The organism is Tenacibaculum sp. E3R01, from assembly GCF_003318185.1.
In the GTDB taxonomy this organism is placed as follows: domain Bacteria; phylum Bacteroidota; class Bacteroidia; order Flavobacteriales; family Flavobacteriaceae; genus Polaribacter; species Polaribacter halocynthiae.
Map to the genome: position 1 here is coordinate 465,088 of NZ_QOCC01000025.1, position 25,950 is coordinate 491,037.

At 28.5% G+C, this 25,950-nt stretch carries 29 protein-coding genes; 6 read left to right on the forward strand and 23 right to left on the reverse strand.

The features are described 5' to 3' along the window. Window positions 1–144: 144 nt before the first annotated feature. From DS884_RS14685 to DS884_RS14695, 3 genes are all read right to left on the reverse strand, one after another. Window positions 145–1,854, reverse strand: a complete 1,710-nt coding sequence (locus DS884_RS14685; protein WP_113787271.1) for a tetratricopeptide repeat-containing sensor histidine kinase — start codon at window positions 1,852–1,854, stop codon at window positions 145–147. Then, window positions 1,841–2,341 carry a hypothetical protein gene (locus DS884_RS14690; RefSeq protein ID WP_113787272.1) on the reverse strand — a complete coding sequence of 167 codons (501 nt, stop codon included), beginning with the start codon at window positions 2,339–2,341 and terminating at the stop codon, window positions 1,841–1,843. Before DS884_RS14690 ends, DS884_RS14685 begins: the two co-directional genes overlap by 14 nt. An 88-nt stretch (window positions 2,342–2,429) precedes the next feature. Further along, window positions 2,430–3,038 carry an alpha-ketoglutarate-dependent dioxygenase AlkB family protein gene (locus DS884_RS14695; RefSeq protein WP_113787273.1) on the reverse strand — a complete coding sequence of 203 codons (609 nt, stop codon included), beginning with the start codon at window positions 3,036–3,038 and terminating at the stop codon, window positions 2,430–2,432. A 289-nt stretch (window positions 3,039–3,327) separates the two neighbouring features. On the opposite strand from DS884_RS14695, the gene dnaX reads away from it, so the two are divergent. Continuing rightward, the gene (dnaX, locus tag DS884_RS14700) at window positions 3,328–5,040 is read left to right on the forward strand and encodes a DNA polymerase III subunit gamma/tau (RefSeq protein WP_113787274.1); all 1,713 of its coding nucleotides are present in this window, start codon (window positions 3,328–3,330) and stop codon (window positions 5,038–5,040) included. 76 nt (window positions 5,041–5,116) lie between these two features. Then, a complete protein-coding gene (locus DS884_RS14705) occupies window positions 5,117–6,766 on the forward strand; it encodes a MutS-related protein (RefSeq protein ID WP_113787275.1) in 1,650 nt (549 codons plus the stop codon). Between the two features lie 23 nt (window positions 6,767–6,789). Here the strand turns inward: DS884_RS14705 and DS884_RS14710 are convergent, their stop codons facing one another. The 8 genes from DS884_RS14710 to DS884_RS14745 form a co-directional block, all read right to left on the reverse strand. Beyond that, entirely contained in the window at window positions 6,790–7,680 is an 891-nt protein-coding gene (locus DS884_RS14710; protein ID WP_113787276.1) for a DUF4835 family protein, read from the reverse strand. Further along, complete coding sequence (gene coaBC / locus DS884_RS14715) at window positions 7,673–8,887, reverse strand: bifunctional phosphopantothenoylcysteine decarboxylase/phosphopantothenate--cysteine ligase CoaBC (RefSeq protein WP_093871366.1); 1,215 nt, start codon at window positions 8,885–8,887, stop codon at window positions 7,673–7,675. Before coaBC ends, DS884_RS14710 begins: the two co-directional genes overlap by 8 nt. 1 nt (window position 8,888) lies before the next feature. Then, on the reverse strand, window positions 8,889–9,209 hold the full coding sequence (locus DS884_RS14720) for a DNA-directed RNA polymerase subunit omega (protein WP_093871367.1): 321 nt from the start codon (window positions 9,207–9,209) through the stop codon (window positions 8,889–8,891). 3 nt (window positions 9,210–9,212) lie between these two features. Continuing rightward, window positions 9,213–10,034 carry an outer membrane protein assembly factor BamD gene (locus tag DS884_RS14725; RefSeq protein WP_093871368.1) on the reverse strand — a complete coding sequence of 274 codons (822 nt, stop codon included), beginning with the start codon at window positions 10,032–10,034 and terminating at the stop codon, window positions 9,213–9,215. 122 nt (window positions 10,035–10,156) lie between these two features. Next, window positions 10,157–10,669, reverse strand: a complete 513-nt coding sequence (locus DS884_RS14730; protein WP_093871369.1) for a ferritin — start codon at window positions 10,667–10,669, stop codon at window positions 10,157–10,159. Window positions 10,670–10,765: 96 nt separating this feature from the next. Next, window positions 10,766–11,641 carry a 4-hydroxy-tetrahydrodipicolinate synthase gene (dapA, locus tag DS884_RS14735; protein WP_113787277.1) on the reverse strand — a complete coding sequence of 292 codons (876 nt, stop codon included), beginning with the start codon at window positions 11,639–11,641 and terminating at the stop codon, window positions 10,766–10,768. Then, window positions 11,641–12,153 carry a DUF6913 domain-containing protein gene (locus DS884_RS14740; RefSeq protein WP_113787278.1) on the reverse strand — a complete coding sequence of 171 codons (513 nt, stop codon included), beginning with the start codon at window positions 12,151–12,153 and terminating at the stop codon, window positions 11,641–11,643. The genes dapA and DS884_RS14740 overlap by 1 nt, the downstream gene beginning before the upstream one ends. A gap of 28 nt (window positions 12,154–12,181) precedes the next feature. After that, entirely contained in the window at window positions 12,182–13,261 is a 1,080-nt protein-coding gene (locus DS884_RS14745) for an esterase-like activity of phytase family protein (RefSeq protein WP_113787279.1), read from the reverse strand. A gap of 105 nt (window positions 13,262–13,366) precedes the next feature. Between DS884_RS14745 and DS884_RS14750 the strand changes: the two genes are divergently transcribed. After that, on the forward strand, window positions 13,367–13,747 hold the full coding sequence (locus DS884_RS14750; RefSeq protein WP_113787280.1) for a DoxX family membrane protein: 381 nt from the start codon (window positions 13,367–13,369) through the stop codon (window positions 13,745–13,747). A gap of 72 nt (window positions 13,748–13,819) precedes the next feature. Here DS884_RS14750 and DS884_RS14755 read toward each other — a convergent pair whose 3' ends face one another. From DS884_RS14755 to DS884_RS14810, 12 genes are all read right to left on the reverse strand, one after another. Further along, window positions 13,820–14,164: a DUF1801 domain-containing protein gene (locus tag DS884_RS14755; protein WP_113787281.1), complete on the reverse strand. Its 345-nt coding sequence runs from the start codon at window positions 14,162–14,164 to the stop codon at window positions 13,820–13,822. 8 nt (window positions 14,165–14,172) lie between these two features. After that, entirely contained in the window at window positions 14,173–14,511 is a 339-nt protein-coding gene (locus tag DS884_RS14760) for a DUF1801 domain-containing protein (RefSeq protein ID WP_093871375.1), read from the reverse strand. 2 nt (window positions 14,512–14,513) lie between these two features. Then, window positions 14,514–14,972, reverse strand: a complete 459-nt coding sequence (locus DS884_RS14765) for a GyrI-like domain-containing protein (RefSeq protein WP_113787282.1) — start codon at window positions 14,970–14,972, stop codon at window positions 14,514–14,516. Window positions 14,973–15,011: 39 nt separating this feature from the next. Next, window positions 15,012–15,737, reverse strand: coding sequence for a helix-turn-helix transcriptional regulator (locus tag DS884_RS14770; protein WP_113787283.1), 726 nt, complete (start codon window positions 15,735–15,737; stop codon window positions 15,012–15,014). After that, entirely contained in the window at window positions 15,734–16,390 is a 657-nt protein-coding gene (locus DS884_RS14775) for a lysoplasmalogenase (protein ID WP_113787284.1), read from the reverse strand. The genes DS884_RS14770 and DS884_RS14775 overlap by 4 nt, the downstream gene beginning before the upstream one ends. 18 nt (window positions 16,391–16,408) lie before the next feature. Continuing rightward, window positions 16,409–16,636 carry a hypothetical protein gene (locus tag DS884_RS14780; RefSeq protein ID WP_113787285.1) on the reverse strand — a complete coding sequence of 76 codons (228 nt, stop codon included), beginning with the start codon at window positions 16,634–16,636 and terminating at the stop codon, window positions 16,409–16,411. A 3-nt stretch (window positions 16,637–16,639) separates the two neighbouring features. Next, window positions 16,640–18,637 carry an NAD-dependent DNA ligase LigA gene (gene ligA, locus DS884_RS14785; protein ID WP_113787286.1) on the reverse strand — a complete coding sequence of 666 codons (1,998 nt, stop codon included), beginning with the start codon at window positions 18,635–18,637 and terminating at the stop codon, window positions 16,640–16,642. Further along, window positions 18,638–19,102 carry a DinB family protein gene (locus tag DS884_RS14790; RefSeq protein WP_113787287.1) on the reverse strand — a complete coding sequence of 155 codons (465 nt, stop codon included), beginning with the start codon at window positions 19,100–19,102 and terminating at the stop codon, window positions 18,638–18,640. Between the two features lie 3 nt (window positions 19,103–19,105). Continuing rightward, complete coding sequence (locus tag DS884_RS14795; RefSeq protein ID WP_113787288.1) at window positions 19,106–19,681, reverse strand: DinB family protein; 576 nt, start codon at window positions 19,679–19,681, stop codon at window positions 19,106–19,108. Window positions 19,682–19,800: 119 nt separating this feature from the next. Next, on the reverse strand, window positions 19,801–20,178 hold the full coding sequence (locus DS884_RS14800; protein ID WP_093871381.1) for a lipocalin family protein: 378 nt from the start codon (window positions 20,176–20,178) through the stop codon (window positions 19,801–19,803). 98 nt (window positions 20,179–20,276) lie between these two features. Next, on the reverse strand, window positions 20,277–21,719 hold the full coding sequence (locus DS884_RS14805) for a glyceraldehyde-3-phosphate dehydrogenase (protein WP_093871382.1): 1,443 nt from the start codon (window positions 21,717–21,719) through the stop codon (window positions 20,277–20,279). Window positions 21,720–21,861: 142 nt separating this feature from the next. After that, on the reverse strand, window positions 21,862–23,241 hold the full coding sequence (locus DS884_RS14810; RefSeq protein ID WP_093871383.1) for a trypsin-like peptidase domain-containing protein: 1,380 nt from the start codon (window positions 23,239–23,241) through the stop codon (window positions 21,862–21,864). A 136-nt stretch (window positions 23,242–23,377) separates the two neighbouring features. On the opposite strand from DS884_RS14810, the gene dapF reads away from it, so the two are divergent. From dapF to mltG, 3 genes are read left to right on the forward strand one after another with little or no spacing between them, the layout of a single operon-like run. Continuing rightward, window positions 23,378–24,154, forward strand: a complete 777-nt coding sequence (gene dapF, locus DS884_RS14815) for a diaminopimelate epimerase (RefSeq protein ID WP_113787289.1) — start codon at window positions 23,378–23,380, stop codon at window positions 24,152–24,154. After that, window positions 24,154–24,678, forward strand: a complete 525-nt coding sequence (locus DS884_RS14820) for a GNAT family N-acetyltransferase (RefSeq protein WP_113787290.1) — start codon at window positions 24,154–24,156, stop codon at window positions 24,676–24,678. The genes dapF and DS884_RS14820 overlap by 1 nt, the downstream gene beginning before the upstream one ends. Beyond that, the gene (mltG, locus tag DS884_RS14825; RefSeq protein WP_113787291.1) at window positions 24,671–25,699 is read left to right on the forward strand and encodes an endolytic transglycosylase MltG; all 1,029 of its coding nucleotides are present in this window, start codon (window positions 24,671–24,673) and stop codon (window positions 25,697–25,699) included. Before DS884_RS14820 ends, mltG begins: the two co-directional genes overlap by 8 nt. Window positions 25,700–25,950: the final 251 nt, after the last annotated feature.

Sequence of the window (25,950 nt, forward strand, 5' to 3'; positions counted from 1 at the left end):
GTAATGACACAAGTATAACGTCACAACGAGGCACGAAGTTGTCTTTGTATTGCGTGTTACTAACTAAAAGATTACTTCAATCATTACAACTATTTCGCAAAGACATAAAAAAAAGAGATTGCAAATTACAATCTCTTTTTTTATTTAAACTGGTATACTTGGCAGTAGAATAGTAATTTTTGTTCCTTTACCAACTTCACTGTCAAAAGTAAGTGTTCCGTTATTTTTCTTAATTAATGTTTGACAAAGTATTAATCCTAGTCCAACACCTTCAGAGCGATCTATTTTATCAATACTTAAATCTTTAAGTGCATTAATTTTCACTAATCTATCTTTAGGTATTCCAACACCAGTATCTTCTATTGATATAAATGCTTGTGTTTCTGATTTAACACCAGTAGTAACCTTTATTTCTCCTGCTCCATTCATATACTTTACAGCATTGTCAAGCAAGTTTCTCAGTACTATTTTCAGCGACTCTTTATCTGCTTTTACTAAAGCATTTTTTAAATTACTTTCAATACGAATACTTTTAGCTTCTACTAAAATAGTATAATCATGCAATACATGTTGCACCATAGGACGTAATGCATACTCTTTTTGGTCAAATACTAACTGATTACTTTGTTCTAATGACCAATGTAATACATTATTTAATAAATGACTTGTACTATTAGTTACAGCAATTGCAGCATTAGTGGCTTCTTTTATAGCTACTAAATCTTTATTATCAATATGTGTTTTTAGTTCTTCATGCTGATACCGAATAGTATTAATAGGTGAACGTAAATCATGTGAAACGACAGAAAATAAATAATCTTTGGTTTTATTAGCTACATTTAAATCTTCTTTCTGTTGCGTAATTAACTTATTTTTCTTTTTAAGTTTTCTATAAAAAAGGCCTAAGAATCCAATAAATAATAATAACCCAGAAGAACCAATAATCAAGCCATCTCTTTGTACTTTTTGACGCTTTAATTTTTCATCTTGTATTGCTATTTCCTGTTGCTTTTGGGCAACTGCTAATTTTTTATCACGTTCCGTAAGCTCCCAAATACGATCTCTATTATCAATAGAGTCTTTCCATTTTATAAACTCTCTATAATATTTAACACTTTCTTTATAACGCTTTCGATTGCGCTCAACAACAGCCATATTTTTAGATGTCAACTGTTTTGATTCGATATCTGAAAAAGATTTTGACAAAATATATGCTTCTTGAAATAAAGGAATTGCCTCACTATCTAGATACTGATTATAATAAACATTTGCTAAATCCATTTTTGCACGAATAACTCTAAGTGTATCATCTGGTTTTATTAAAGTTAATGCTTTTTTAAAATATATTTTTGCTTTAACATACTCTTTTTTATGAATATAACATAAGCCAATATTATGATATGCATTTTTTTTATGGCTTTCTTTAGTGGTAATATTTGATTTTTCCCAATCTAAATATTCTTTTAACGAGTTATCGTACTTCTCTAAGCTTAAATATATTCTACCAAGTTTTAATCTCTTTAAGCTAGTATAACTTCCATTATCCGAAATAGAACTAATATTTAAAATTCCTTTTTTAAGTAATCTCTTTCTTATAGCGCTTACTCCTTGGAAATAATTCAAAATATCTGACTCATTTTGACTAGTAACTCTACCTAATGCTTTCGCACTATATACATAACAGGAATCATAATTTTTATTTTTAAAATAAAAATATGCTTTTATAAATGCTTTTTTTTCTTTATTCAAAGAAATTTTTATAGCATTTTCCTCTAAAACTTCTCTATCATTTTTTTGAGAAAAAGTATTAGTATATATTAAAACAAGAAATAAAAAATATTTAATCTTCGTCATCTATTGGACCTGTTACTGTTCCCCTATCTGTTTCAGGATCATCATCTTGATCTCTTACACAAATTGCATCTACAGACGGAGTTCCTTCATCTAATTGATAAGTAAACTGAATATAATATAAATCATATACTTGAACATCTTTATCATCACAATTAAATTCTACTCTAAAGTCTCTACATAACGTTGAAACTGGCTCTCCATCTCTTCCTACAAGATTCATTGTAACTGGTCCATAATAATTTAAATAAATTTCTTTATTTGGCATTTTCAAATCTGTTCTACTACCCGCTGGTAATGGATTTAAAACCTGATTGCCTGGCAAATACGCTAAAACTGTTACGGTATATGGCTTATTATCTCCATTTTCAATTGCTGAAATATTTACTAAAGGACCTTTAGGCTTATTTGCTGCTGGAATGTTAGTATCAAATTCTTTAAAATCCTTTAATGTTAAAGTAATCCCACTCGTAGTAATTTGGTTTCCCATAATTTTTATATTGTTTGGTTTGTCTATAGAATCAAAAATACAATAAAAAATGAATTATGAAATAAAAGTAAAATTTAGTTATTAGCTATTACTTAACAATTGTTCTAAATGTTAAGTTTACTCGAGGTCTATGAACTTTTTTTGTAGGAGGTAATCTATGCAGCCAATTACTTTGAGTTTCATCTTTCATTACTAATAAAGAACCATGTTGTAGTATTAATGACACCACTTCTTTTGTTTTTTTATGTTTAAATCCAAATTTTCGCTCAGCTCCAAAAGTTAATGAGGCAATAGCTCCATTTTTCTTTAAATCTTTTTCGCCATCAGCATGCCAAGCCATTCCTTCTGAACCATCATGGTATAAATTTAGTAAGCATGAATTATAGGTTTCATTCGTTTCTTCTTCAATAAGTTTCTTGAGCTCTAATAACTCTTTAGTAAAAGTTAATGCTACTTTAGTCGTATTAGAATAAGAATACTCAAAAGGTTCTGTTCCATACCAAGCAACCTTGCGTTTGGTTACAACACGCTTTCCAAAAATTATAGCTTCATCATTTCGCCATTCAATAGCTTCTAACAAATGTTTATAATACCAATCCGCTTTGGCTTTAGAGATAACTAATCCATAATACAAAACTGTTCCCTCTTTAGGTAATAAGTTTTTAGGCTGTTCTTCAAATTGTGAAAACAAATCCATTAATTTCTTTTATATCAAAGATACGTGTTTTAATTATCTAGTATTAAATCTAACATAATTTCACCAATAAGCTTTTCATATAGTTCTAGCTTATAGCAATTAAAAATGCCACTAAGAAGAATGATATAGTCTAACTGTAAACAGATTACTTCAAACCTTTATAACCTTACAAAGACGATTTAGTTATAATGATTTAAACATTGTTCACAACTTTCATTTTCACTTTATAAATTTGTTTGTGTGTTGTTGCTGGGTTTTCTATTTTTGTTCAAGTAAACAATAAGAGTTAATGGAGCATTTTATAGTATCAGCACGTAAGTATCGTCCTCAAAATTTTGAAGATGTAGTAGGGCAACAAGCCATTACTAATACGTTAGAGAATGCTATAAAAAATAATCATTTAGCGCAAGCTTTATTATTTACGGGTCCTCGTGGAGTTGGTAAAACTTCTTGTGCTCGTATTTTAGCAAAACGAATTAATCAAGAAGATGCTACTACAGATGATGAAGATTTTGCTTTTAATATTTTTGAATTAGATGCTGCTTCCAATAACTCTGTAGATGATATTCGTAGTTTAACAGACCAAGTTCGCATTCCTCCTCAAACAGGTAAATACAAAGTGTATATTATTGATGAGGTTCATATGCTGTCTCAAGCGGCTTTTAATGCTTTTTTAAAAACATTAGAAGAGCCACCAGCACATGCTATTTTTATATTAGCAACTACTGAAAAGCATAAAATTATACCTACTATTTTATCACGTTGTCAAATTTTTGATTTTAAACGTATTGGTGTTTTAGATGCTAAGGAGTATTTAAAAACTATTTGTGCTAAAGAAAGTATAACAGCAGATGATGATGCTTTACACATTATAGCACAAAAAGCAGATGGTGCTATGCGTGATGCATTGTCTATTTTTGATAGAGTAGTAAGTTTTTCAGGTACTAATTTAACTCGTGAAGCGGTTACTCAAAACTTAAATGTTTTAGATTATGATGTTTATTTTCAAATAACTGATTTATTATTAGAGAATAAAATTCCTGAAGTTTTGATGGCCTATAATACAGTTTTAGGAAAAGGCTTTGAAGGACATCATTTTATTAACGGTTTAGCTAGCCATTTTAGAGATTTATTAGTTGCTAAAGACACTGCAACAATAGCACTTCTTGAGGTAGGCGACTCAACTAAAAAGAAATATTTAGACCAAGCAACCAAAGCTAATATGCAGTTTTTAATACCTGCAATTGATAAAGCTAATGATTGTGATTTAAAATATAGGGCTAGTAAAAACCAACGTTTGCTGGTTGAACTAACATTAATGCAAATAGCCTCTATCACTTTTGATGGAGCAAAAAAAAAATCTAGCAACTACATAATTCCAGCTACTTTTTTTACATCATTATCTCCAGCCAAGCCTAAAGTGGTTAAACAACAAGTTGATACAATTGTAAAGGAAGCTGTTTCAAACGCTAAACCTGTTTCTCCTAAACCAAAGGAAATTAAACCTAAAGAGGAATCAACTAAACCCCTACTTAAAAATATAAAGAGACGTACCTCTGCCCTATCTCTAAAAAGTATACATCAAAAAAAGGAGTATAAAAGTACTCAGGAAGAAGAAAACTATGATAATCACCCTAGAACACCTTTTACTCAAGAAGAGCTAAAAGATGCATGGAAAAAGTATTATTTTAAGCTACAAGATATGGGTGAGCGTAGTATTGCTGCAATTATTGCTTCTGACGAACCCCAATTAAGAGAAAAGTTTCAAGTTGCAATATCTTTACCTAATGATTTAATGAAATCTCAGTTAGAAAAAGGTAAACGTAAATTATTAACTTTTTTACGTGAAAAACTTAATAATTATGGTGTTCAAATTGTTATAACAGTTAATGAAACTGTAGAAAAGAAATTTGCTTATACTCCGCAAGAGAAATACTTAAAATTAAAAGAAAAGAACCCTCTTCTAGAAAAATTGAAAAGTACTTTTGGTTTAGATGTTTAATTTTTTTTAGTAACAAAACAACTTTTTGTGATACTAATAATTTATACTATTAAATTACTTTAAAAATTAAAATACTATGAATTATATTTTAGGTGTTGCTTTTATATTAATTCTACTTTTTTTAATTAAAAACTTCGTAAAAAAAAGGCAATTAATTAAATTCAGAAAACATCTTTATAATAATTGGGGTAAGAAAAAAGAAAACGAATACTACAATTTTTATGTAATAGAAAAGTATTTTAAAAACAATCCTCATAAAAACAAAGCGTATCATATAATTACTGAAAAAAGTAAAATAGATATTGATATTGATGATGTATTTAAATTTATAGATAGGACAGTTTCAAAAGTTGGACAGCAATATTTATACTTTAAATTAAGAACCATTGATTCAATAGATAACTTATTAAAATTTGAAGATTTAACTTCATTGTTTCAAAAAAACAAAGACCTTAGTATTTCATGTCAATTAGAACTTTCTAAACTAAATAGTAATAATTCATATTACTTAGAAGAATTAATTAATGGAAAACAACTTACAAAACCCAAATTTTTATGGTTAGTTAAATTATCAACTCTAATATCTATTACTTCATTTGTTGTAATGTTCTTCTATCCTATTGTAGCTCTATTATTAGTACCTGTTTTAGCTGTTAACATGGTTTTACATTATAAAAACAAAAATAATATAGGATATTATTTAAATGGTGCTTATCAGCTTTCAAGGGCTTTAAAAGTAAGTAAATCATTAAGTAAAATAAATGAAATATCATATCATTTTGAGAACTTTTCATTTATAAAGAAAATAAATTCAATAAAATTCAAAACAGAATTTATTGCTTTTGAAAAAAATATTGATAATGAATTTTTATTTACTTTTTGGTTTGTTGCTGAAATTTTTAAGATTTTATTTAATATTGAATACCTAGCTTTCTATAGCTTTGTTGGAGCCATAGAGAAAGAAAAAGAAAGTATTGATGATATGTTTGTTTTTATAGGTAAAATAGATGCTGCTATATCAACCGCTTCTTTAAAGTCAGGAAATCTTAAAACCTGTACTCCAGAATTTAATAAAAATAATGTTTTAAAAGCTTTAGATATCTATCATCCACTTATAGATAATTGTGTTGCTAACACAGTTAACTTAACTAATAAAAGTATGTTGTTAACAGGCTCTAACATGTCAGGAAAAACTACATTTATTAGAACAATAGCTATAAATAGTATTTTGGCACAAACATTACATCTTTGCTTTGCTAAAGAATATTCTGCACCCTTTTATAAAGTATTTTCATCAATTAGAATAACTGATGATTTACTAGATAATACGAGTTACTATTTACAAGAAGTTTTAACTATCAAAGATTTAATTAAAGCTTCTGAAGATAAACATCCTTGTCTATTTGTTTTAGATGAAATTTTTAAAGGAACCAATACAGTTGAAAGAATATCTGGTGGAAAAGCTATTCTTAAGTATTTAAATAAATTACAACACACAGTTTTGGTTTCTACCCATGATATTGAACTCACTGAATTATTAGTAGAAGAAAACTATAATTTATTTCATTTTAGTGAACAAATAGAAAATGAAAAATTAGTTTTTGATCATAAAATAAAAAATGGAAAATTGAAAACTAGAAACGCAATTAAAATTTTAGATTTATACAAGTACCCTAAAGAAATAATCGTAGATGCTAGAGAGGTAGAAACTACTTTTAACAAATAAATTCTAAAAAATATAACTAAATACTAGTTAATTTTTTTCCATTTATCTTCATAAGTTGGAGCTATCTTTTGTAATACTTGAATCATTTTTTGCTGATTTCTAGTAGGCTTACCGTCAGAAAAAACATTTACTATTTCATCTCCTTTGGCATCTAAAAAAATTCGAATCATGTAATTACCAACCGTAATATTATGAAGTCTATCTAGTTGAATTACATTAGTTTCAATTGTTTCTTTTGCTTTATCTTTATTTTCAGCAAAGCTATCAAAACCATTTCTATGGTAATTATAATATATATTTCTAAGTACAGTAAACTTTTGTGATAATAAATTATCTATTAAACTAAACCTATTCTGTTTACCTATATTATTTTGCCATCCACTTTCTCCATTAGATTGTGCTTGTAACATAGCATTTTCAGCTTGTTTTAAATACTTTTCACCACCTTTTTTAGCAAATGTATCTGCATCAACTCCTACAATTACATACGCATAAAATGCTATTACAGAAACTAAATTAGAGTCGTATGAATTTGGATTGTAAATTAATGGATCAAATTCATTATACTTAAAGTTAAAATTAATATCATTAATATTCAATATAGGAGTAGTATATGAAGATTTATATACTGGTCTAGTAGCTTGAACTTGTAAACTTGCTGAAAAATTATTGCCGTTTTGTTCGTTTATGATAATAGTAAAAGCACAATTTATACGTTCTTGAATTTTAAACGTTTTATTGGTCCATTGCTTTTGATTTATAAACTCTGTTAAAGAACTTTGTAAAGTTTCATAAACCTGCTTATTAGAACTTTGAATTTTATCAGAATTAATAGTTACTAGAGCATTTAATTCTTGTGAACTAACAGCTGTAGTAACGAATAATGTTAAAGCAAAAATGAAAAACTTACGCATATAATTTGTTTATTATTTCGTTAATAATGTCTTTAGAAACTTCTTTTTTAGATTTTAATTCAAATACATTTTGATTAAAATCAACATCAATAATATTAATTTTATTAGTATCAGTTGCAAATCCGGCTCCTTCATCTCTTAAAGAATTTAATACAATCAAATCTAATTTTTTTCGCTCTATTTTGCTTTTTGCATTTTCTACTTCGTTATTCGTTTCTAATGCAAACCCTATTAATAACTGATGCTTTTTTATTTCTCCTAATGATTTTAATATATCTTTAGTAGGTTCTAATTCAATAGTTAACGCTGCATCCTTCTTTTTTATTTTCTGAGTAGCAATATTTTTTGGTTTGTAATCAGCAACAGCTGCTGCCAAAATAGCAACATCAACGTCAGCATAGTACTTGTGACAAGCGATATACATATCTTCAGCAGACTTTACGTCTATTCTATGAATCAGTGAGTGGTTTACTTTTTGAAATGATGGACCTGAAACTAAAAATACTTCAGCACCTAAATTAGCTGCTGTCTTTGCTATTTCAAACCCCATCTTTCCTGAAGAATGATTACCTATAAATCGAACTGGATCAATTGCTTCATATGTAGGTCCAGCAGTTATTAAAATTTTCTTTCCTTTTAATGGAAGTGTTGATAAAATATCATTTGTAATAAACGATACAATATCTTCAGGTTCTGCCATTCTTCCCTCTCCTACCAATCCACTAGCTAATTCACCTGAAGTAGCTGGTATCATAACATTTCCGTAGGATTGTAGTTTATCCAAACTGTTTTTAGTTGACGGGTGCTTGTACATATCTAAATCCATTGCTGGAGCAAAATATACTGGACATTTAGCTGACAAATAAGTTGCTAATAATAAATTGTCGCAAGTTCCATTAGTCATTTTAGACAATGTGTTTGCTGTAGCAGGAGCTATAATCATTATATCAGCCCAAAGACCTAAATCTACATGGTTGTTCCATAGTTCATTTTCTTCTTCTTCTTTATCATAAAAAGTAGAATGAACAGGATTTTTAGATAAGGTTGATAAGGTAAGAGGGGTTATAAAATCTTTAGACGCAGGAGTCATAATTACTTTGACTTCTGCGCCTGATTTTATAAATAAACGAACTAAGTTCGCCGTTTTGTATGCGGCAATTCCAGCTGTTACGCCTAGTAATACTTTTTTACCGCTTAATACAGACATATTATTCTGCGTCTGGTGTTCTGTAATATACTTTACCATCTAACCACTCATCAACTGCAATAGCATGTGGTTTTGGTAAACGTTCGTAGAATTTAGAAACTTCTATCTGTTCTTTATTTTCAAAAACTTCCTCTAAACTATCATTGTAAGTAGCAAACTCATCTAACTTATCAACTAACTCCTTTTTTAAATCAGAGTTAATTTGTGTAGCTCTTTTTGCTATTACAGAAATTGCCTCATAGATATTATCTGTAGAAGCTTCGATAGCTTCTTTATCATAAGTTATTGTACTTACAGGTGCTTTCGTTTCTTTATAATCCATTTTTTAACTTTTAACTAATTGTTCTTGTGCCTTTTGTAATGCTGATAGCATATCATTAGAATCTGTCATGAATTTTGATTCAGGAAAGTTTCTTTTTAATTTATCATATGCTTTTACAGCACTTTTTATTCTTTCTGCTTTTCTTCTAGCAGTACTTTTCATTGCAAAGTCATGAGCCGCTTTTAAACGGTAAAACAATGCTTCTTCTTTAAAACTTGTACCTAAATAATCAGATAACAAATTATCAAAAGCTACTATAGCTGCTCTATAATTTCTAGTATCATAATCAGCAGTTCTATAATATGTTTTTGCTATTTCAAATGCCTTCTTTTCTAATTTATAACGTAATTCAGCATAATACTTGTTTGCTTCTGGTAATTTATCTGAATTAGGATAGTTATCTATAAATCCTTGAAAAGACTCCAACGCTTTGTCGGTATCTGTAGGATCTAAACTAAACCTTGGTGCTGCCTTATAATAACTTAAAGCTGATAAAAAAGCAGCTTCTTCTTTTTTAGAACTCTTAGGATAATTTCTTGTAAACCTATTAAAATAATACCCTGCTAAACTATAATTTTTTTCATTAAAGTTTGATTGAGAAACCATAAATTGGATACGTTCCATTTGTGGTTTACCTCTATAAGAAGGTGTTATTTTTTCAAATAAACGTAAAGCCTTACTGTATTTTTGAGATTCATACATTTTTACAGCCATTTTATACTGCTCTTCTACTGTACCTCTATTTAATACTTTTTGATATTGGCCACATGATGTTAATACCAATAACATTACAATTATATACGCTAAATTTTTATTTTTTTGCATCTGGCAAAATTAATGATTAATTATGGATTATTAAAACGATTTTTTTACTCAATGTAAAGTATTGCAATAAACCATAAAATCTGCTATAAAAATCGTAAACAACTCCTAAATCTTTGTTAATCTTATTGAGGCGCATCAGGTGCTTGCCCTACTAACTGCTTTACATCATTATCAAATAAATATAAGCCTCCTTTATCATCACCAATTAAATTAATTTTATCTAAAATGTTTCTTGCTAAAGCTTCCTCTTCTATTTGTTCTGATACATACCATTGTAAAAAGTTATGAGTTGCATAATCTCTTTCTTCTAATGTAATGTGAACTAAATCATTAATAGATTTAGAAACCATAACCTCATGATCAAATAATGTTTGAAACATATCTTTAAATGAACCAAACTCAGTTGGAGGTGCCGCTAGTTCAGAAATTTGTGCATGACCACCACGTTCATTAACAAACTTTACCAACTTTAACATGTGCATGCGTTCTTCATCTGAATGTGCGTACATAAACTGAGCAACTCCTTCAAAACCTTGAATTTCTGCCCAACATGCCATTGATAAATATACCTGAGACGATTCTGCTTCTATTTTTATTTGTGTATTTAGTACTTCTTCTATTTTTTTTGATAACATACTTGGGTGTGATTTATTTCTTATACAAAGATGCTAAAAAAAGACTACAATTAAGTTATTGTAGCCTTTTCTATATATAATTTTTGTTTAGACAAATTATAGATTATCTATAAAGTCAGATATTTTAGTTTGTAATTCTTCTGAAGCCTTTACTAATGGTAAGCGAACTTCATCTAAACAAATACCTTTTTTCATTAATACTGCCTTAATTCCTGCTGGGTTATTTTCTTCAAAAATATAATCAACAATATCCATTAATTTATAATGAATATCAAATGCTTCTTTATTTTTACCAGCTAACCCCAATTGAATCATTGTAGAAAACTCTTTTGGTAAACCTTGACCAATTACTGATATAACTCCTGCTCCACCAGCTAAAACAACTCCTAAAGTTAAATCATCATCACCTGATATAACTAAAAAGTCTTCTGGTTTGTCTTTAAGTAAAGAATAATATTGCTGCTGAATATTTGCTGCTTCTTTTACCCCAATAACATTATCAAAATCATTTGCTAAACGTAATGTAGTTTCTGGCAGCATATTTTTAGCTGTTCTTCCAGGTACATTATATAATATTATTGGCTTAGGGCTAGCTAATGCAACTGCCTTAAAATGTTGGTAAAAACCTTCTTGTGTTGGCTTACTATAATATGGAGCTACTGATAATATTGCATCAATATTAGATAAATCTAAAGTTTGAAGTTCTTCAACAACTGTTTGAGTATTATTTCCTCCAACTCCTAATACTAAAGGTAAACGACCTTTGTTTGTTTCTGCAATTACTTTTATTATTTCTTTCTTTTCCTCTTTTGTTATAGTTGCACTTTCAGCTGTTGTACCATTAATAACTAAATAATTTATTCCGTTATCAATATTATAATTCACTAACTTTATAAGTGCATTATAATCTACTGTTAAATCCTCTTTAAAAGGAGTTACTAAAGCTACTCCTGTACCTATAAACTTTTGCATTATATTTTATTTAAAATCGTTAAATATTTTTTTAATTCTTGATTTAAAATTGCTTCATTAAATGTAGTATCTGCTACAACTAAATCATATAATCTATCATCAACTTCAGCAAACCCTACTTTTAGTTTTGCTTGCGATTGCAAAGTTATTACATTAGTGTATAAATTTGATGATTTTGTATAATTTATAAGCAAGTCATACTCTTTTTTAACAAAGTTTTTTAAATTGTCTGATTTTAAACTAGCTTTATACCCTAATTCTTCTTCAGTAAAAAACATTGGTGTTATTTCTTGTTTTTTTGAAAACTCTCTCTGCACTAAAAAAGTTATATCTTCCTTTTTAAAAGGCAATTTATTTGTTAAGTTAGCTTGAATTACGTTGACTAATGATTCATTATCAAGAATTACAGCTATTGATTTTACTTTTCCATTCTTACTTTTAACTATAGGTTTTCTTTCTATTAATTTATTATAGTACTTTTCTATTGACTTCTGCTTAAGTTTACCTATCATTTCACTTTATTTCTTCTGCTAAAATAATTTATTTATTTACAATTTCTAATAATATAAACTGATTAAGTTGCTTACCATATTTTTGAAAATTATCATCAGAAACTAACAGTAAAGATTGATTTCCATTTGGTAAAGTTGGTCCAAAAGTTATTCCCTCTATATTGTCTATAATACCACCTGTTAATTTTTCTTTCACCGATGTAAAATCAAATAATAATTCTTTCTTTAAAGAAATAAATTTTTCTTTTTTCAATGATTGAATTTCTAAAGTATTTGTAGTATTACTTTGAACCGTTGCTTTAAAAATTCTTACAGTATTACCATGACTCCCGTAACCACTTTGATATATTCTTTCAACAACAAAAAAACTATCATTAGTATATTGTAAAATAGCTGTTACACCATTAAGGTTTATATTTCCTTTTGCTGGTTTGTCAATTTTTTCTAATTGATAAGCATATTGTTTTGTTGCTTTGTTTGAAGTACTATCAAAATAACTAATTCTAATTGGTGAATTGGTTACTTCAAAAGTAGGTTCTTCTCCATCTACCCCTAAAGGCCCTTCCATAGCAACCCAAAAACCGCTTTTGTCTATACTCTTAGTCGAACTTTCAAAAGCTGCATTATGTTTTGGCTTTCCTAAATCTATATTTTTAAAATAGCTAGGTATTTTTACTTCTTTTTTAAACTTTCCTAATGAGTCAATTACAAAAACTGAAGGCCTTTTTCCTCCATTTATATTCCCTTCACTAGTTAAATTTATATTATTCTCATTATCAATAAAAATAGATTCTAAATCTAACGCATTGTTTTTTAAAAAATGACTAGTAGTATCTTTTACTGATATAACATCTATAAAATTAATAGTTGAAATTTTATTTTGCTCAATAGCTATTTTACTAACTAAAATTCTTGGATTAGAAGAATCATCAACTACCATGTAGTATTTATTATTTGAATAATCTATACCAGAAAGGCCTCCAACCATATTATTTTTAAATAGTATAGAATCACCAACTACGTGCTCATCTAAATAATTTAATTTAATAGATTTTTTTTTACAACTCGAAAAGATTAATAAAAATATAATTAATAGGTTATAACGCATACAAAAACTATATAAAAAAGGATTGTTTTCTTAAAAACACAAAAATACTATTTTATACTTGTAAGAATTAAAGTTTTAATCGTCTAAATCAAAAAAACAATTATCATGAATAAATACTTCCCCTTTATTTTAAAATTAATAATTGCAGTAATTATGCTACAAACGTTATTTTTTAAATTTACTGGAGCTCAACAAAGTATTAATTTATTCACCAAAGTTGCTGAAGAACATGAAGCTATCGTAAGAATCGGAACAGGAATTTTAGAACTAATAGCTTCAATTTTATTATTTACACCAAAAAAAACTTGGATAGGTTGTTTCTTAACTATTGGATTAATGAGTGGAGCCATCATGGGACATCTTACCAAAATAGGTATTGAAAATAATGGTGATGGTGGTCTTTTATTTTCACTTTCCATATTTACATTACTTTCAGCAATAGTATTACTATATATACATAAAAAAGATATACCCTATTTAAAATAAGAATTTGTAATTATTGTTTGTTTAATACAGTACTTCATTGAGTTTAGAAAAACTAAATCAATGAAGTACTTTTTATTTATATAGTTTTAAAGCCATATCAAAAATTTGATAAATTTTGTTTATGGGAATATCTTCATTTGGGTTTATATACAACAACTTTACAAATGTTCGATTGCCTTGTACTAAATCAGGATGCTCTATTTCTACACCCCTTCCTATAGCTATATATGGGAATTGTGTTTTTTTATCAACCCATAAATAACAAAACAATTTATTTTCATACATAAAGCATGGGAGTTTGTAATACCATTTTGAAATAAACTGTTTATTATAAGTTTGTATAATGTTTTTTAAAGCTAACAAACACCCTTTTACTGGCTCTTCTTTATCAAAATAAAAGTGATCAATATCAGTCATAAACCTAATTAATATAATTTTAAAGCTTCTTTTAAAAGTGATTGAATAGTATCAATTGGAATATCTTGATTTGCATCTATTCTAAATATTTTCATTTTTGAACGATTTCCTTTTTCTAAACCAGGAAAATTAAGATCCTCTCCTTTCACCATTAAAATATAAGGCTCTAACGTTTTTTTATCTATCCATAAATAACAAAAAAGTTGTTTCTTATACAAAAAACAAGGCATTCCCCATTTTTGAGTTTCAGTTATAGCATCAATATCTAAAATAATTTTCCTCAATGCTAGTAAACAACTTTTAATTGGTTCTTCTTTTTCTATATAAAACGTATTAATATTTATCATATTTACTTTACAGCTATATAAATATCTACTTCACCATTTGTAGGGTCTTCAGCTTTTTTACCATATAACTCAAAATCGGCAGTATACGTTCTATTTAAATCCATCTTCCAAATATCCATCCATTTATCAATTACTGCGTTTTTAGTTAAATCTCCTTTAGCCACAAACCTCTGGTAATTGGATTTCAGTATGGTTACACCAACCATTCCTTCAGGGATACTTTTTAAGTCGGTTACTTGAAACCCAAGAATTGTATCATAAGGTTTAGTGTGATCTGATTCATAATTGGTATAAACCGTACAAATAGCATCACTCATTCTATTGTGTATTATACCAAACATATCTTTATTCATAAATTGCTCCCATAACTTACCTATGTCTTCTTTTGCTTCTTGGTTTTCATTAGTTGTTCTAACTGAAATTCCAATTACATAAAACTCATTTTTTTGTACTACTTCCATTGTATTATTTTTTAATGTTGATACAAAAATAAATGAGGCTTATGACAAGGGTTTGTCAAGGGTATTCAAATATTTTTCTTTGCATATTTCAAAATATTCTTCTAAGCTCATTTTATGAGGCTCAAAAGTGTCTTTTAAATTCATTATACTCTGAATGCAATCTATTCTAAACGCTCTAAATTCTTTACGAAGTCTGCAATATCCTATTAGTAACCAATTTTCGTTAGTACTATACAATGCAAAAGGTTCTACTACTCTTTTTGTAAATTTACTTTCTAATGACAAATACTCTATCGTTAATAATTGAAATCTAGTTATTGCCGATTGTATTTGCATTAAATGATTACTTGTTTTTTCTTGTTCTTTATTAACCCTAAAGATAATTCTTTGCGATAATAAGTTTACTTTATCTTTTTGTGAATATTGAAGTACAGCTTTAATTTTAGTAATCGCATTTGTATAATTTTCAACAAATGAAGTATCTTTATTTTTAAGTATTAACTGTTCAGCAGTTATTAGGGCATTTGCTTCATTTTCAGAAAACATTACCGGAGGTAAATGAAATCCTTCTTGCATTGAATATCCTTTACCTTCTTCTGTAAAAATAGGAATACCTGAATTTTCTAATGTTTTAATATCTCTGTATATCGTGCGTACGCTTACATTATATTTTTCTGCTAATTCACGGGCAATGACAATTCTTTTTGACTGAAGTTGTGTAAGTATTTGAGTTAACCTGGTAATTCTTGGCTTTTCCATACTTATTCATTTTTAGCTATCATGGCTTTACAAATTAAGTACTGAGAAATTATATACAACACTATAATTGCAATATCAAAAAGATGTTTAGCTGCATAAAAATTATTCAAGGCTATTAAACTATCAGATGCAATAAAAATAATAGCCCCTAAAAGCAACCATGAATTAGCCATTGATTTTTCTTGACGATAATTCAACAATGCTGAAGCTCCAAAAGTTGCTATTGTTACCCCATAAACAATAACAGGAATAAGCATTTCTTCTAAGTTGTCATAAATTAAATATAACAAGCCTCCAAACAACAAAACAAATGGTATTGCAGATGTTATCATTTTAGCCGTTAAATCTTTTTGTAAAAAACCAGTTGTTATTTTTATATATATTACATGAGCTAATAAAAATGACCCCAATCCGAATACAAAAAAAGCTTCTTTATCTAAAAGAAAAACATCACCCCAAAATGAAAAAAACAAACCACTTACAAACCAGAAGTTAGGCTTTTTTACAGATAACAAATACACCATAACCAATGTTGTCATTAATAATGGCTTAAAAATCATTTCGATGACTTTATTTTGAGTTATTACTGCATAAATATCAGCAATAGCTACTAGTAAAAATAATACTGAGGCTATTGTTATTTTAGTTTGTTTGGTCATTTTTAATATTAATTTAAATTATTTAGATATTTTTTCACTATTCAAATCTTTAGAAATCATAAATAAACTCAAGAAAAATAGAACGAAGCCAATCATTTGAATATAAGACCCTATTTTACTTATAAAAACCCATTTTTCTATATCTTCAATGTCTAATTCAAATCCATATGATCTAACAATACCTCCTACAATATAAAGCAATAAACTTATTGCTAATGTTATTTTTCTTTTCCTCTTTAATTTCATTTTTTAGTTTACCATATCAATAAAATCCTGCTCAGATATAATAGGAATACTTAAACTTTCTGCTTTTGTTAATTTACTTGGCCCCATATTATCACCCGCTACAATATATGTTGTTTTCTTAGAAATTGAAGAACTTACTTTACCTCCATTATCTTCAATTGCTTTTTTAAGTTCATTTCTACTCATTTGATGAAAAACACCAGAAACTACAAATACTTTTCCAGCAAGTTTATCAGTTTGTCCTTCCAAACTTTCTGCTGAAACTTCTAATTGTACTCCATACAATTTTAATCGTTGTATTAGCTCTTTATTACCTTCATCAACAGAAAAATCAAGAATACTTTGTGCAATTCTATCTCCTATTTCATCAACCCCAATTAAAGTATCAAAATCGGCTTGCATTAAATTATCTATTGACTTAAAATGCTTTGCTAACTTTTTAGCTACAGTTTCACCAACAAATCGAATTCCTAGTGCAAATAATACTTTCTCAAACGGAATTTCTTTTGATTTTTCAATTCCTTCAATCATATTTTGAGCAGATTTCTCAGCCATTCTTTCTAAAGGAATAACTTGCTCTACTTTCAAATCATATAAATCTGCATAATTCTTTATCAACCCTTCTTTACGAAGTAAATCTACCGTTTCTCCACCTAAACCATCAATATCCATTGCTTTTCTACTAATGTAATGTTGAATTCTTCCAGTTATTTGTGGGGCACAACCAAATTCATTCGGGCAATAATGCTTAGCATCTCCTTCAGTTCTAATCAATTCTGTACCACATTCAGGGCAATTAGTAGCATATTCAGTAGGCTTAGAATATTCAGGTCGTTTTGTTAAATCAACTTTTATAATTTTAGGAATAATCTCACCTCCTTTTTCAACAAAAACAGTATCATCAACACGAATATCTAACTTTTCAATTTGATCAGCATTATGTAAAGACGCTCTTTTTACTATAGTTCCTGCTAATTGTACTGGCTCTAAATTTGCAACCGGAGTAATTGCCCCAGTTCTTCCTACTTGATATGTTATTTCATTTAAAACTGTTGATACTTGCTCTGCTTTAAACTTATATGCAATTGCCCAACGAGGTGCTTTTGCCGTATATCCCAATTCTTCTTGTTGTTGTAAATTATTAACTTTTACAACAACTCCATCGGTTTCATATGGTAACTCATGACGCTTCACATCCCATGCGCTGACAAAATCAAATACTTCATCTATTGATTTTGCTAAAACGATAGTATCAGGAACTTTAAAACCAACTTTTCTAGCAGCTTCTAAACTTTCAAAATGTGTTTTGTATTTACGTTCATTTGTTACCACTTGATACAACAAGCAATCCAAAGGACGTTTAGCAACCTCTGAACTATCTTGAAGTTTTAAGCTTCCACTAGCAGTGTTACGAGGATTCCTATAAGTTTCTTCTCCATTAGCTATACGTTCTTCATTCATTTTATTGAAACCTTGCAACGGTAAAATTATTTCACCACGCATTTCAAAACTTGAAACATAATCTCCATTAGGAACTAAAGGAATAGATTTTATCGTTCTAATATTAGTAGTTACTTCATCTCCTTGAAAACCATCACCACGAGTTACTGCTCTTACAAATTGCCCATTCTCATAGGTTAAATTAATAGAAGCCCCATCATATTTTAACTCACAAGTATATTCAATAGCATCAGTTCCTAAGTTTTTTTGAACTCGTTTTTCCCAATCTAATAAATCATCTTTGGAGTATGAGTTATCTAACGAGTACATTCTATTTTTATGAGTAATCGTTTCAAAATTTTTAGTAACATCTCCTCCTACTCGCTGAGTTGGTGAATTAGAATCAAAGAAATCTGGATTTTCTTCTTCAAGTTTTTCTAACTCTTTTAGTTTAATATCAAAATCGTAATCAGAAATAGTAGCATTGTCTAATACATAATAATTATGATTATGCTGACGTAACTCTTCTCTAAGCTGTTGTATTTTTTGTTCCGTGGTCATTTAATTTTTCTTCAAAAAATTTTCTATCTGTCTTCTATGTCTTAGAATGTGTACAATGGCATGTTCTAGTAATTGTTCTAAATCATAAGTAACATTCCAACGTGTTTTAAATGAATACTCTTCTAACTCTTTTGTTGCTTTATACCAATTATTATGAAATGATTTTTTGGTATATGCTATCATTCCTTCTATTTCTTGAATAGCTTTATTAGTTGTAATAACTTCTGTATTGTATTCTAACCAATCTTTTGTGCTTATTGATTGAATATAGTTAGCATATGTATAACCTGACTGAATAACGTGAAAAGTTACTGTTTGTAATGATTTACAGTCTGGGTCTTCTGCTACTCTATCTCTAATAATTGTAAAATCTTCTTCTGAAATACTTTTTAAAATTAATTTATAGTCCATTATCGCCCTTTCATATTCTTCCATCAAAGCAACTAACATTCCATTTTTTTTCATTTATTATTTCCTTACTTTTCCCGTTAGTAAACTAACACCTTTAGGAAGCGGATTTCCAGCTGAGCGTCTAAAAGTAACTACTTGACCAACATGCCAAATTGCATCAGCTATTGGTCCGTTTAATTGATTCCAAAATGGATATTCTTCAACACTTCCATTTCTTCTTTTTATTTTCATTTTAAAAGATGACAAATCTTTGGCGTTCTTTAAAATCTCGCTCGACTTCTTAAAATTCTCTAATGTCATTTTACGAATATCTTCAAATGATAATGTTTCGTCTTTAGAAAAATCTACTTCTTTACCCTCTAACGCGCTTAATGTCATTACAGATAGTACTAATATATGATCTATCGTTTCTAAGGTTGTTCTTGCTTCTTTTGTAGGTTTATATTTTAAGTCTTTAACTGTTAACCCTTCCGTTGCCCAATAGTAACGAAAACCTAGTCCATCTACCATTCTACTTGCTACTGTCCCCGCTGTATATTCTTTAGGTACTTCCTCTAATTCATAGTATGGTAAATTTTGTGAATTCATGCTAAATGTTATTAATAAAATTAAAAAAGTTACAATTGATTTCATCTAAATATTTTGATGCTAATTTACAGAAAAGTTTTTGAGATTATTACCATCTTTTGATTTGGTTATAAACAAAAAACCGAAGCAAAGGCTTCGGTTTTTTGTTTATATGCGGAAAGTTTTTACTTTTTTAATGTCATTGTATAAACCACATCATTTTCTTTTGTTGAAAACAACAATTCTTTATCATTTAATTTAAGTATTTGAAAACCATTAGTATCATCACCTTCGTTTTCAAATTTTATTGTTTTTTTATCTTCCAATAATTTCCATTGTCCTTTTTTTTCAGTTTTCCTTATCACTAGTTGATAGTTACCATCTTTTTCAAAAACCATCCAACTGTTTTTACAATTTGAAAGATCTTCTTTTTCTTCTCCAATTTTAAGCGATTCTATACGCCATTTTCCTGAAGTTAAACATGCTGATTTTTTTGTTTCTTGAGAATACATTAGAGCAGAAAAGCTCAATAAAAATGCAATTAAGAGTATTGCTTTTTTCATTATTTAAGGGGAATTAGGGTTACTTTAAATCAAATATAACAAAAAAACCGAAACATTAAAAATGTTTCGGTTTTTTATAATATGAAATTAACGGTCTGTTAATAATATGTATAACGACGTACTTTTGCTATGTGTTTTGCTAAACGCATTACTTGATGAGAATATCCATATTCATTATCATACCACACATAAATAACAATCGTATCTCCATCAGCAATAGTAGCTTTACTATCAAAAATTGATGGTGCTGTAGTTCCTACAATATCAGAAGAAACTAACTCATTACTCATTGAATATTGTATTTGCTCTACTAAATCTCCTTCTAAAGCATATTGTTTCATGATAGCATTAACTGCTTCTGCCGTAGTAGTTGAATTTAATTGTAAATTTAAAATTGCTAATGATCCATTTGGTACAGGAACACGAATAGCATTTGATGTTAATTTACCTTCTAAAGCTGGTAACGCTTTTGATACTGCTTTACCTGCTCCTGTTTCAGTAATTACCATATTTAATGCAGCAGCTCTACCTCTACGGTATTTGTTATGCATATTATCTACTAAATTTTGATCATTAGTATATGCATGAATAGTTTCTAAATGCCCTTTTTTAATTCCGAAATTATCTTCTAAAACCTTTAAAACTGGCGTTATTGCATTTGTTGTACATGATGCAGCTGAAAAAACATCAACAGTATCAGGGTTATTTTCTATATGATTAACTCCATGTACAATATTTGGTATTCCTTTACCTGGTGCAGTTAATAAAACTTTACTAGCACCTTTTGGCACTAAATGACGATTTAAAGCCTCTTTATCTCTAAAAGCTCCGGTATTATCAATAATTAAAGCATCATTAATTCCATACTCAGTATAATCAATATCTTCAGGTTTAGCGGCAGATATCATATATACAGTTGTACCATTAATTATTAATGCATTATTTTCAGCATCTACCTGAACAGTTCCTAAGAAGTCTCCATGTACAGAATCGATACTTAATAATGAAGCTCTTTTTTCTAAAACAGACTCATCTATTTTTCCACGAGTAACAACAGCTCTTAAACGTAATTGAGAACCTTTACCCATTTTACTACTTAACTCACGAGCTAATAAACGACCAATACGTCCAAAACCATATAAAACTACGTCTTTAGGTTTAATTCCATTAGCTTCTGTTGCTCCTTCTAATTGTTTTTTTACAAAATCAACTTTATCTATATTTTCGTTTTCAGATAAATGAAACTCATAGGCTAATTTACCGATATCTAATTTAGAAGCAGGTAATTCAATTGACTGTATTGCTTTAGCAATATCTAACGCATCTTGAATAGAGATTGGTTTAGCTACAAACTCTTTTGCATAATCTATTAAATTTAAAACTTCACTAGCTCTTTTATCTACTAATGGGTTTCTAAATAATACTAATTCAATAGATTTATCGTACCATAAATCATTAACAATGTTAATAAATTCAACGGTAGCTCTTCTTGTTTGAGCTTGATTTACTACCTCGTTTTCGTAATTTGTTATTGTTGACATAGTTGTGTGTTAACTAAGATTTAAAAAATTTGGTGCAAAAGTAATTGTTTTCAATTAATTTTAGAATTATTTTAAAAAGAAAAAACGCTTTTAACAAAATATTAAAAACGTTTTCTTAAGTTCTTTATTTATCCTGAATAATTTAAAAACCGTACCTCACTGTTTCTCCTTTTAAATTAATTACTTCAATAACAAATGAATTGTTATTTCCTAAGTTTAATAATTTCTGTCTTGCATCAACTGAATTTAAAACTTCTTGATTGTTTATTTTGGTAATAATAAAACCTTCTTTTATTCCTAATCGATTAAGAACCCTGTTCACATTTGAAATTACTTTAGCTCCAGAACTTATCTTGTTTTTTTTAATTTCATTTTCAGAAATATCTTTCAGAACTAACCCTAAACTTCTTACTTCTACAAAATCTTTCTTACTTAAAGTAACAACTTTTTCTACCTTTTCGCCATCTCTTAAAACTGTAACTACAACCTTTTCTCCTGGTCGTTTAGCCGTTAACTGACCTTTTAACTCTGAAAATTTGGTGATTTTTACACTATTTAATTTAGTTATTACATCTCCTTCTCTTAAACCTGACTTTAAGGCTTCACTTTCTTTTTCTATTCTTTTAATTTTCACTCCTTCAATAGCTCCTTCAGTATCATTATAAGGCTCAAAGCCTATTAAAGCCTCTTGAACATCTCCATACTCTAATAAATCATCAATAATTTTTTTAGCAATATTAGATGGCACTGCAAAAGAATACCCAATAAACGAACCAGTTCTTGATGAAATAGCTGTATTAATACCTATCAACTCTCCTCTAGTATTCACCAATGCTCCTCCACTATTTCCTGGGTTTACTGCTGCATCTGTTTGAATAAAAGACTCTATATTTCTATTCCCTTCTAAATCTCGTCCTTTAGCGCTGACTATCCCAGCAGTAACTGTAGAGGTTAAATTGTAAGGATTTCCTACTGCTAATACCCATTCTCCAATTTTTACATTATCAGAATTTCCAAATGAAACTGTAGGCAAAACAATGTCAGATTCTACTTTTAATAAAGCAATATCTCTTTCTTTATCTGCTCCTATTAATTTAGCTTTTAACTTTTTACGATTATTAAGTGTAATCTCAATCTCCGATGCTCCTTCAATTACATGATTATTAGTTACAATATAGCCATCAGGAGAAATAATAACACCACTTCCTGTACCTACTTGTTCATATTTTCTAGAACCACTTCCTCCAAAGAAAAAACTCATAGGATCTTGCTTTGTCCGTATTGCAGTATTTTTTACGTGTACAACCGCATTTACAGTACTTTCTGCTGCATCCGTAAAATTTGTAGGTACAGATGATGTATTCATTACTGGTGTTGTATAACTTGCCTTTACTGTTTGTAAAGTTGGCTCATTAGATTTTTGAATTACAACTTGAGGTTTTTCAATTAATACTTTGTAGCCTGTAAGCGCAACTGCACCACCTATAAACGCTACTCCTAGAATTCCTAATATTTTCTTCATATGCTTATAAATGTTTTAATTACTCAAATATACAATTTTAACATTTTAACAAAATGTGTTTAACTTGGTTTTAACGATTTTTAACCACCATTTAACACTCTTTTTTACTCTATGAAATATGTATCTTTGCCTATCTATGGAAGTAATTTTTTATAAATATCAAGGAACAGGAAATGATTTTGTTATAATAGATAACAGATTAAATACATTTCCAAAAGAACAAACTAATACAATTTCGTTTTTATGTGACCGTAACTTTGGCGTTGGTGCTGATGGTTTAATTCTACTAGAAGAAGATGAAAGTACTGATTTTAAAATGATCTATTTTAATGCTGATGGTAATGAAAGTACTATGTGTGGTAATGGAGGTAGATGTATTGTTGCTTTTGCTCATAAATTAGGTATCTTTAAAACTAAAACAACTTTTACTGCAATTGATGGTTTACATCATGCATCCATTAAAAATAATATAGTATCATTACAAATGATAGATGTAAATACTATTGATTTGTATGATAATTATTGTTTTGCTAATACCGGATCTCCACATCATGTTCAGTTAGTTGATAACCTAGATAATTATGATGTATATAATTCGGGGAAAAGTATACGAAATGATATTTATGGAAAGGAAGGTAGTAATGTAAACTTTGTAGAACAAATTAACAATACTACTTTTAAAGTTAGAACTTATGAACGTGGAGTTGAAAATGAAACTTTAGCATGTGGTACTGGTGTTACTGCAGTAGCAGTTGCAATGCATAAAACAAACAAAACAAACAGTGCAACTATTAATCTTCCTGTAAAAGGAGGAGAATTGGAAGTTAGTTTTAATGAAAATAATGGAACATATACCGATGTTTTTTTAACAGGACCAGCTACCTTTGTTTTTAAAGGACAAATAACTATTTAATGCAAACTTTAAAAGGGCAACATATAAGTTTACGTGCCTTAGAACCTGAAGATTTATCTTTTCTTTTTTCTATAGAAAACAATGAAGCATTTTGGGAAATAAGTCATACACAAGCACCTTTTTCTAAGTATTTACTAAAACAGTATTTAGAAAATGCTCATCTAGATATATACGAAGCTAAACAATTACGATTAGTTATTCAACTAAATAACACTAATCAATCAATTGGTACTATAGATATATTTGATTTTAACCCACAACATAAAAGAGCAGGCATCGGTATACTTATTGATCCTCTTTTTCAAAAAAACGGACATGCTTCTGAAGCTTTAGATTTATTAATTAAATATTGTTTTTCACACCTACAACTGCATCAATTGTATGCTAATATTACTGCTGATAATATAAATAGTTTAACTTTGTTTCAGAAAAAACATTTTTCAAAAATTGGATTAAAGAAAGATTGGATATATAGCCAAGGTAAATTTAAAGACGAAATTCTATTTCAATTAATTAATGAATAAAAAAAATATATACGGAAGCATTATTACTCTTTTTATTGTTGGAGCAATAATTGGATTTAATTATTATCAAAAAATTTTTGGTAAAGCAGTAACTAAAGAAACAATATTATACATAGGCTCAAAACACTCTTTGGATGATGTAAAAAAACAACTTAGTACAAGTATTGAAAGTCCTGAAAATTTCATTTGGGTAGCCAATCGAAAGAAATTTACAACTCCAAAAGGAGGGAAATATATTCTTAAAGAAGGAATGAGCATGAATGATCTTGTTAACCTTTTAAGAAGTGGAAATCAAACTCCCATTAAAATTTCTTTCAACAATCAAGACACTTTAGAGAAACTTGCCGGTAGAATTTCTGAACAAATAGAAACTGATTCAGTTTCATTGCTTCAAACAATGCTTGATGATACATTTTTAAAGACTAATGGTTTTACGAAGAAATCCGCTTTAGGTATGTACATTCCTAACAGCTATGAATTTTATTGGAATACTTCTGCTAAAAAATTTCGTGCTAAAATGTTACGAGAGTATAAGCGCTTTTGGAATGAATCAAGAATAAAAAAAGCTAAAAACTTAAACCTAACTCAAGATCAAGTTATCACTTTAGCTTCTATAGTACAAAAAGAAACAGCACAAAAAGTTGAACGTCCTATTGTTGCTGGTTTATATTTAAATCGTTTAAAAAACAATTGGCCTTTACAAGCTGATCCTACCATAATTTATTGCGTAAAAGAGGTAAACGGACAAGATTTTATAGTAAAAAGAGTATTAACTAAAGATCTTGAAATAATATCACCTTACAATACCTATAAAAATACTGGCTTGCCTCCTACTTTAATTGCAATGCCAGATATTTCTGCTATCGATGCAGTATTAAATTATAAAAAACACAGCTATTATTATATGTGTGCCAGTGTAGAAAAGATTGGTTTTCATGAGTTTGCAAATTCATTGGCACAACATAATAGAAATGCTGCAAAATATCAACGATGGATTAGCAACAGAGGTATTAACCGATAAATTTTAACAAAATTTTATTTATAAAAATTAACTCATTTCATTTTGTTTTAAATAAAAAAAGAGGCATTTATGTTTTTTTTTCATAAAACATTCAACGAATTACTAAACAAAATACAACCTTCCTAAAAACACAAATAATTAATACCCAGTTATTTGTGTTTTTTGTTATATCTTTGCCCCCGCTAAACAGAAAGTAACTAATTATCAGACATTTAGTTTTTATATTTTTAGGATTTGTTTTACTAACTAGC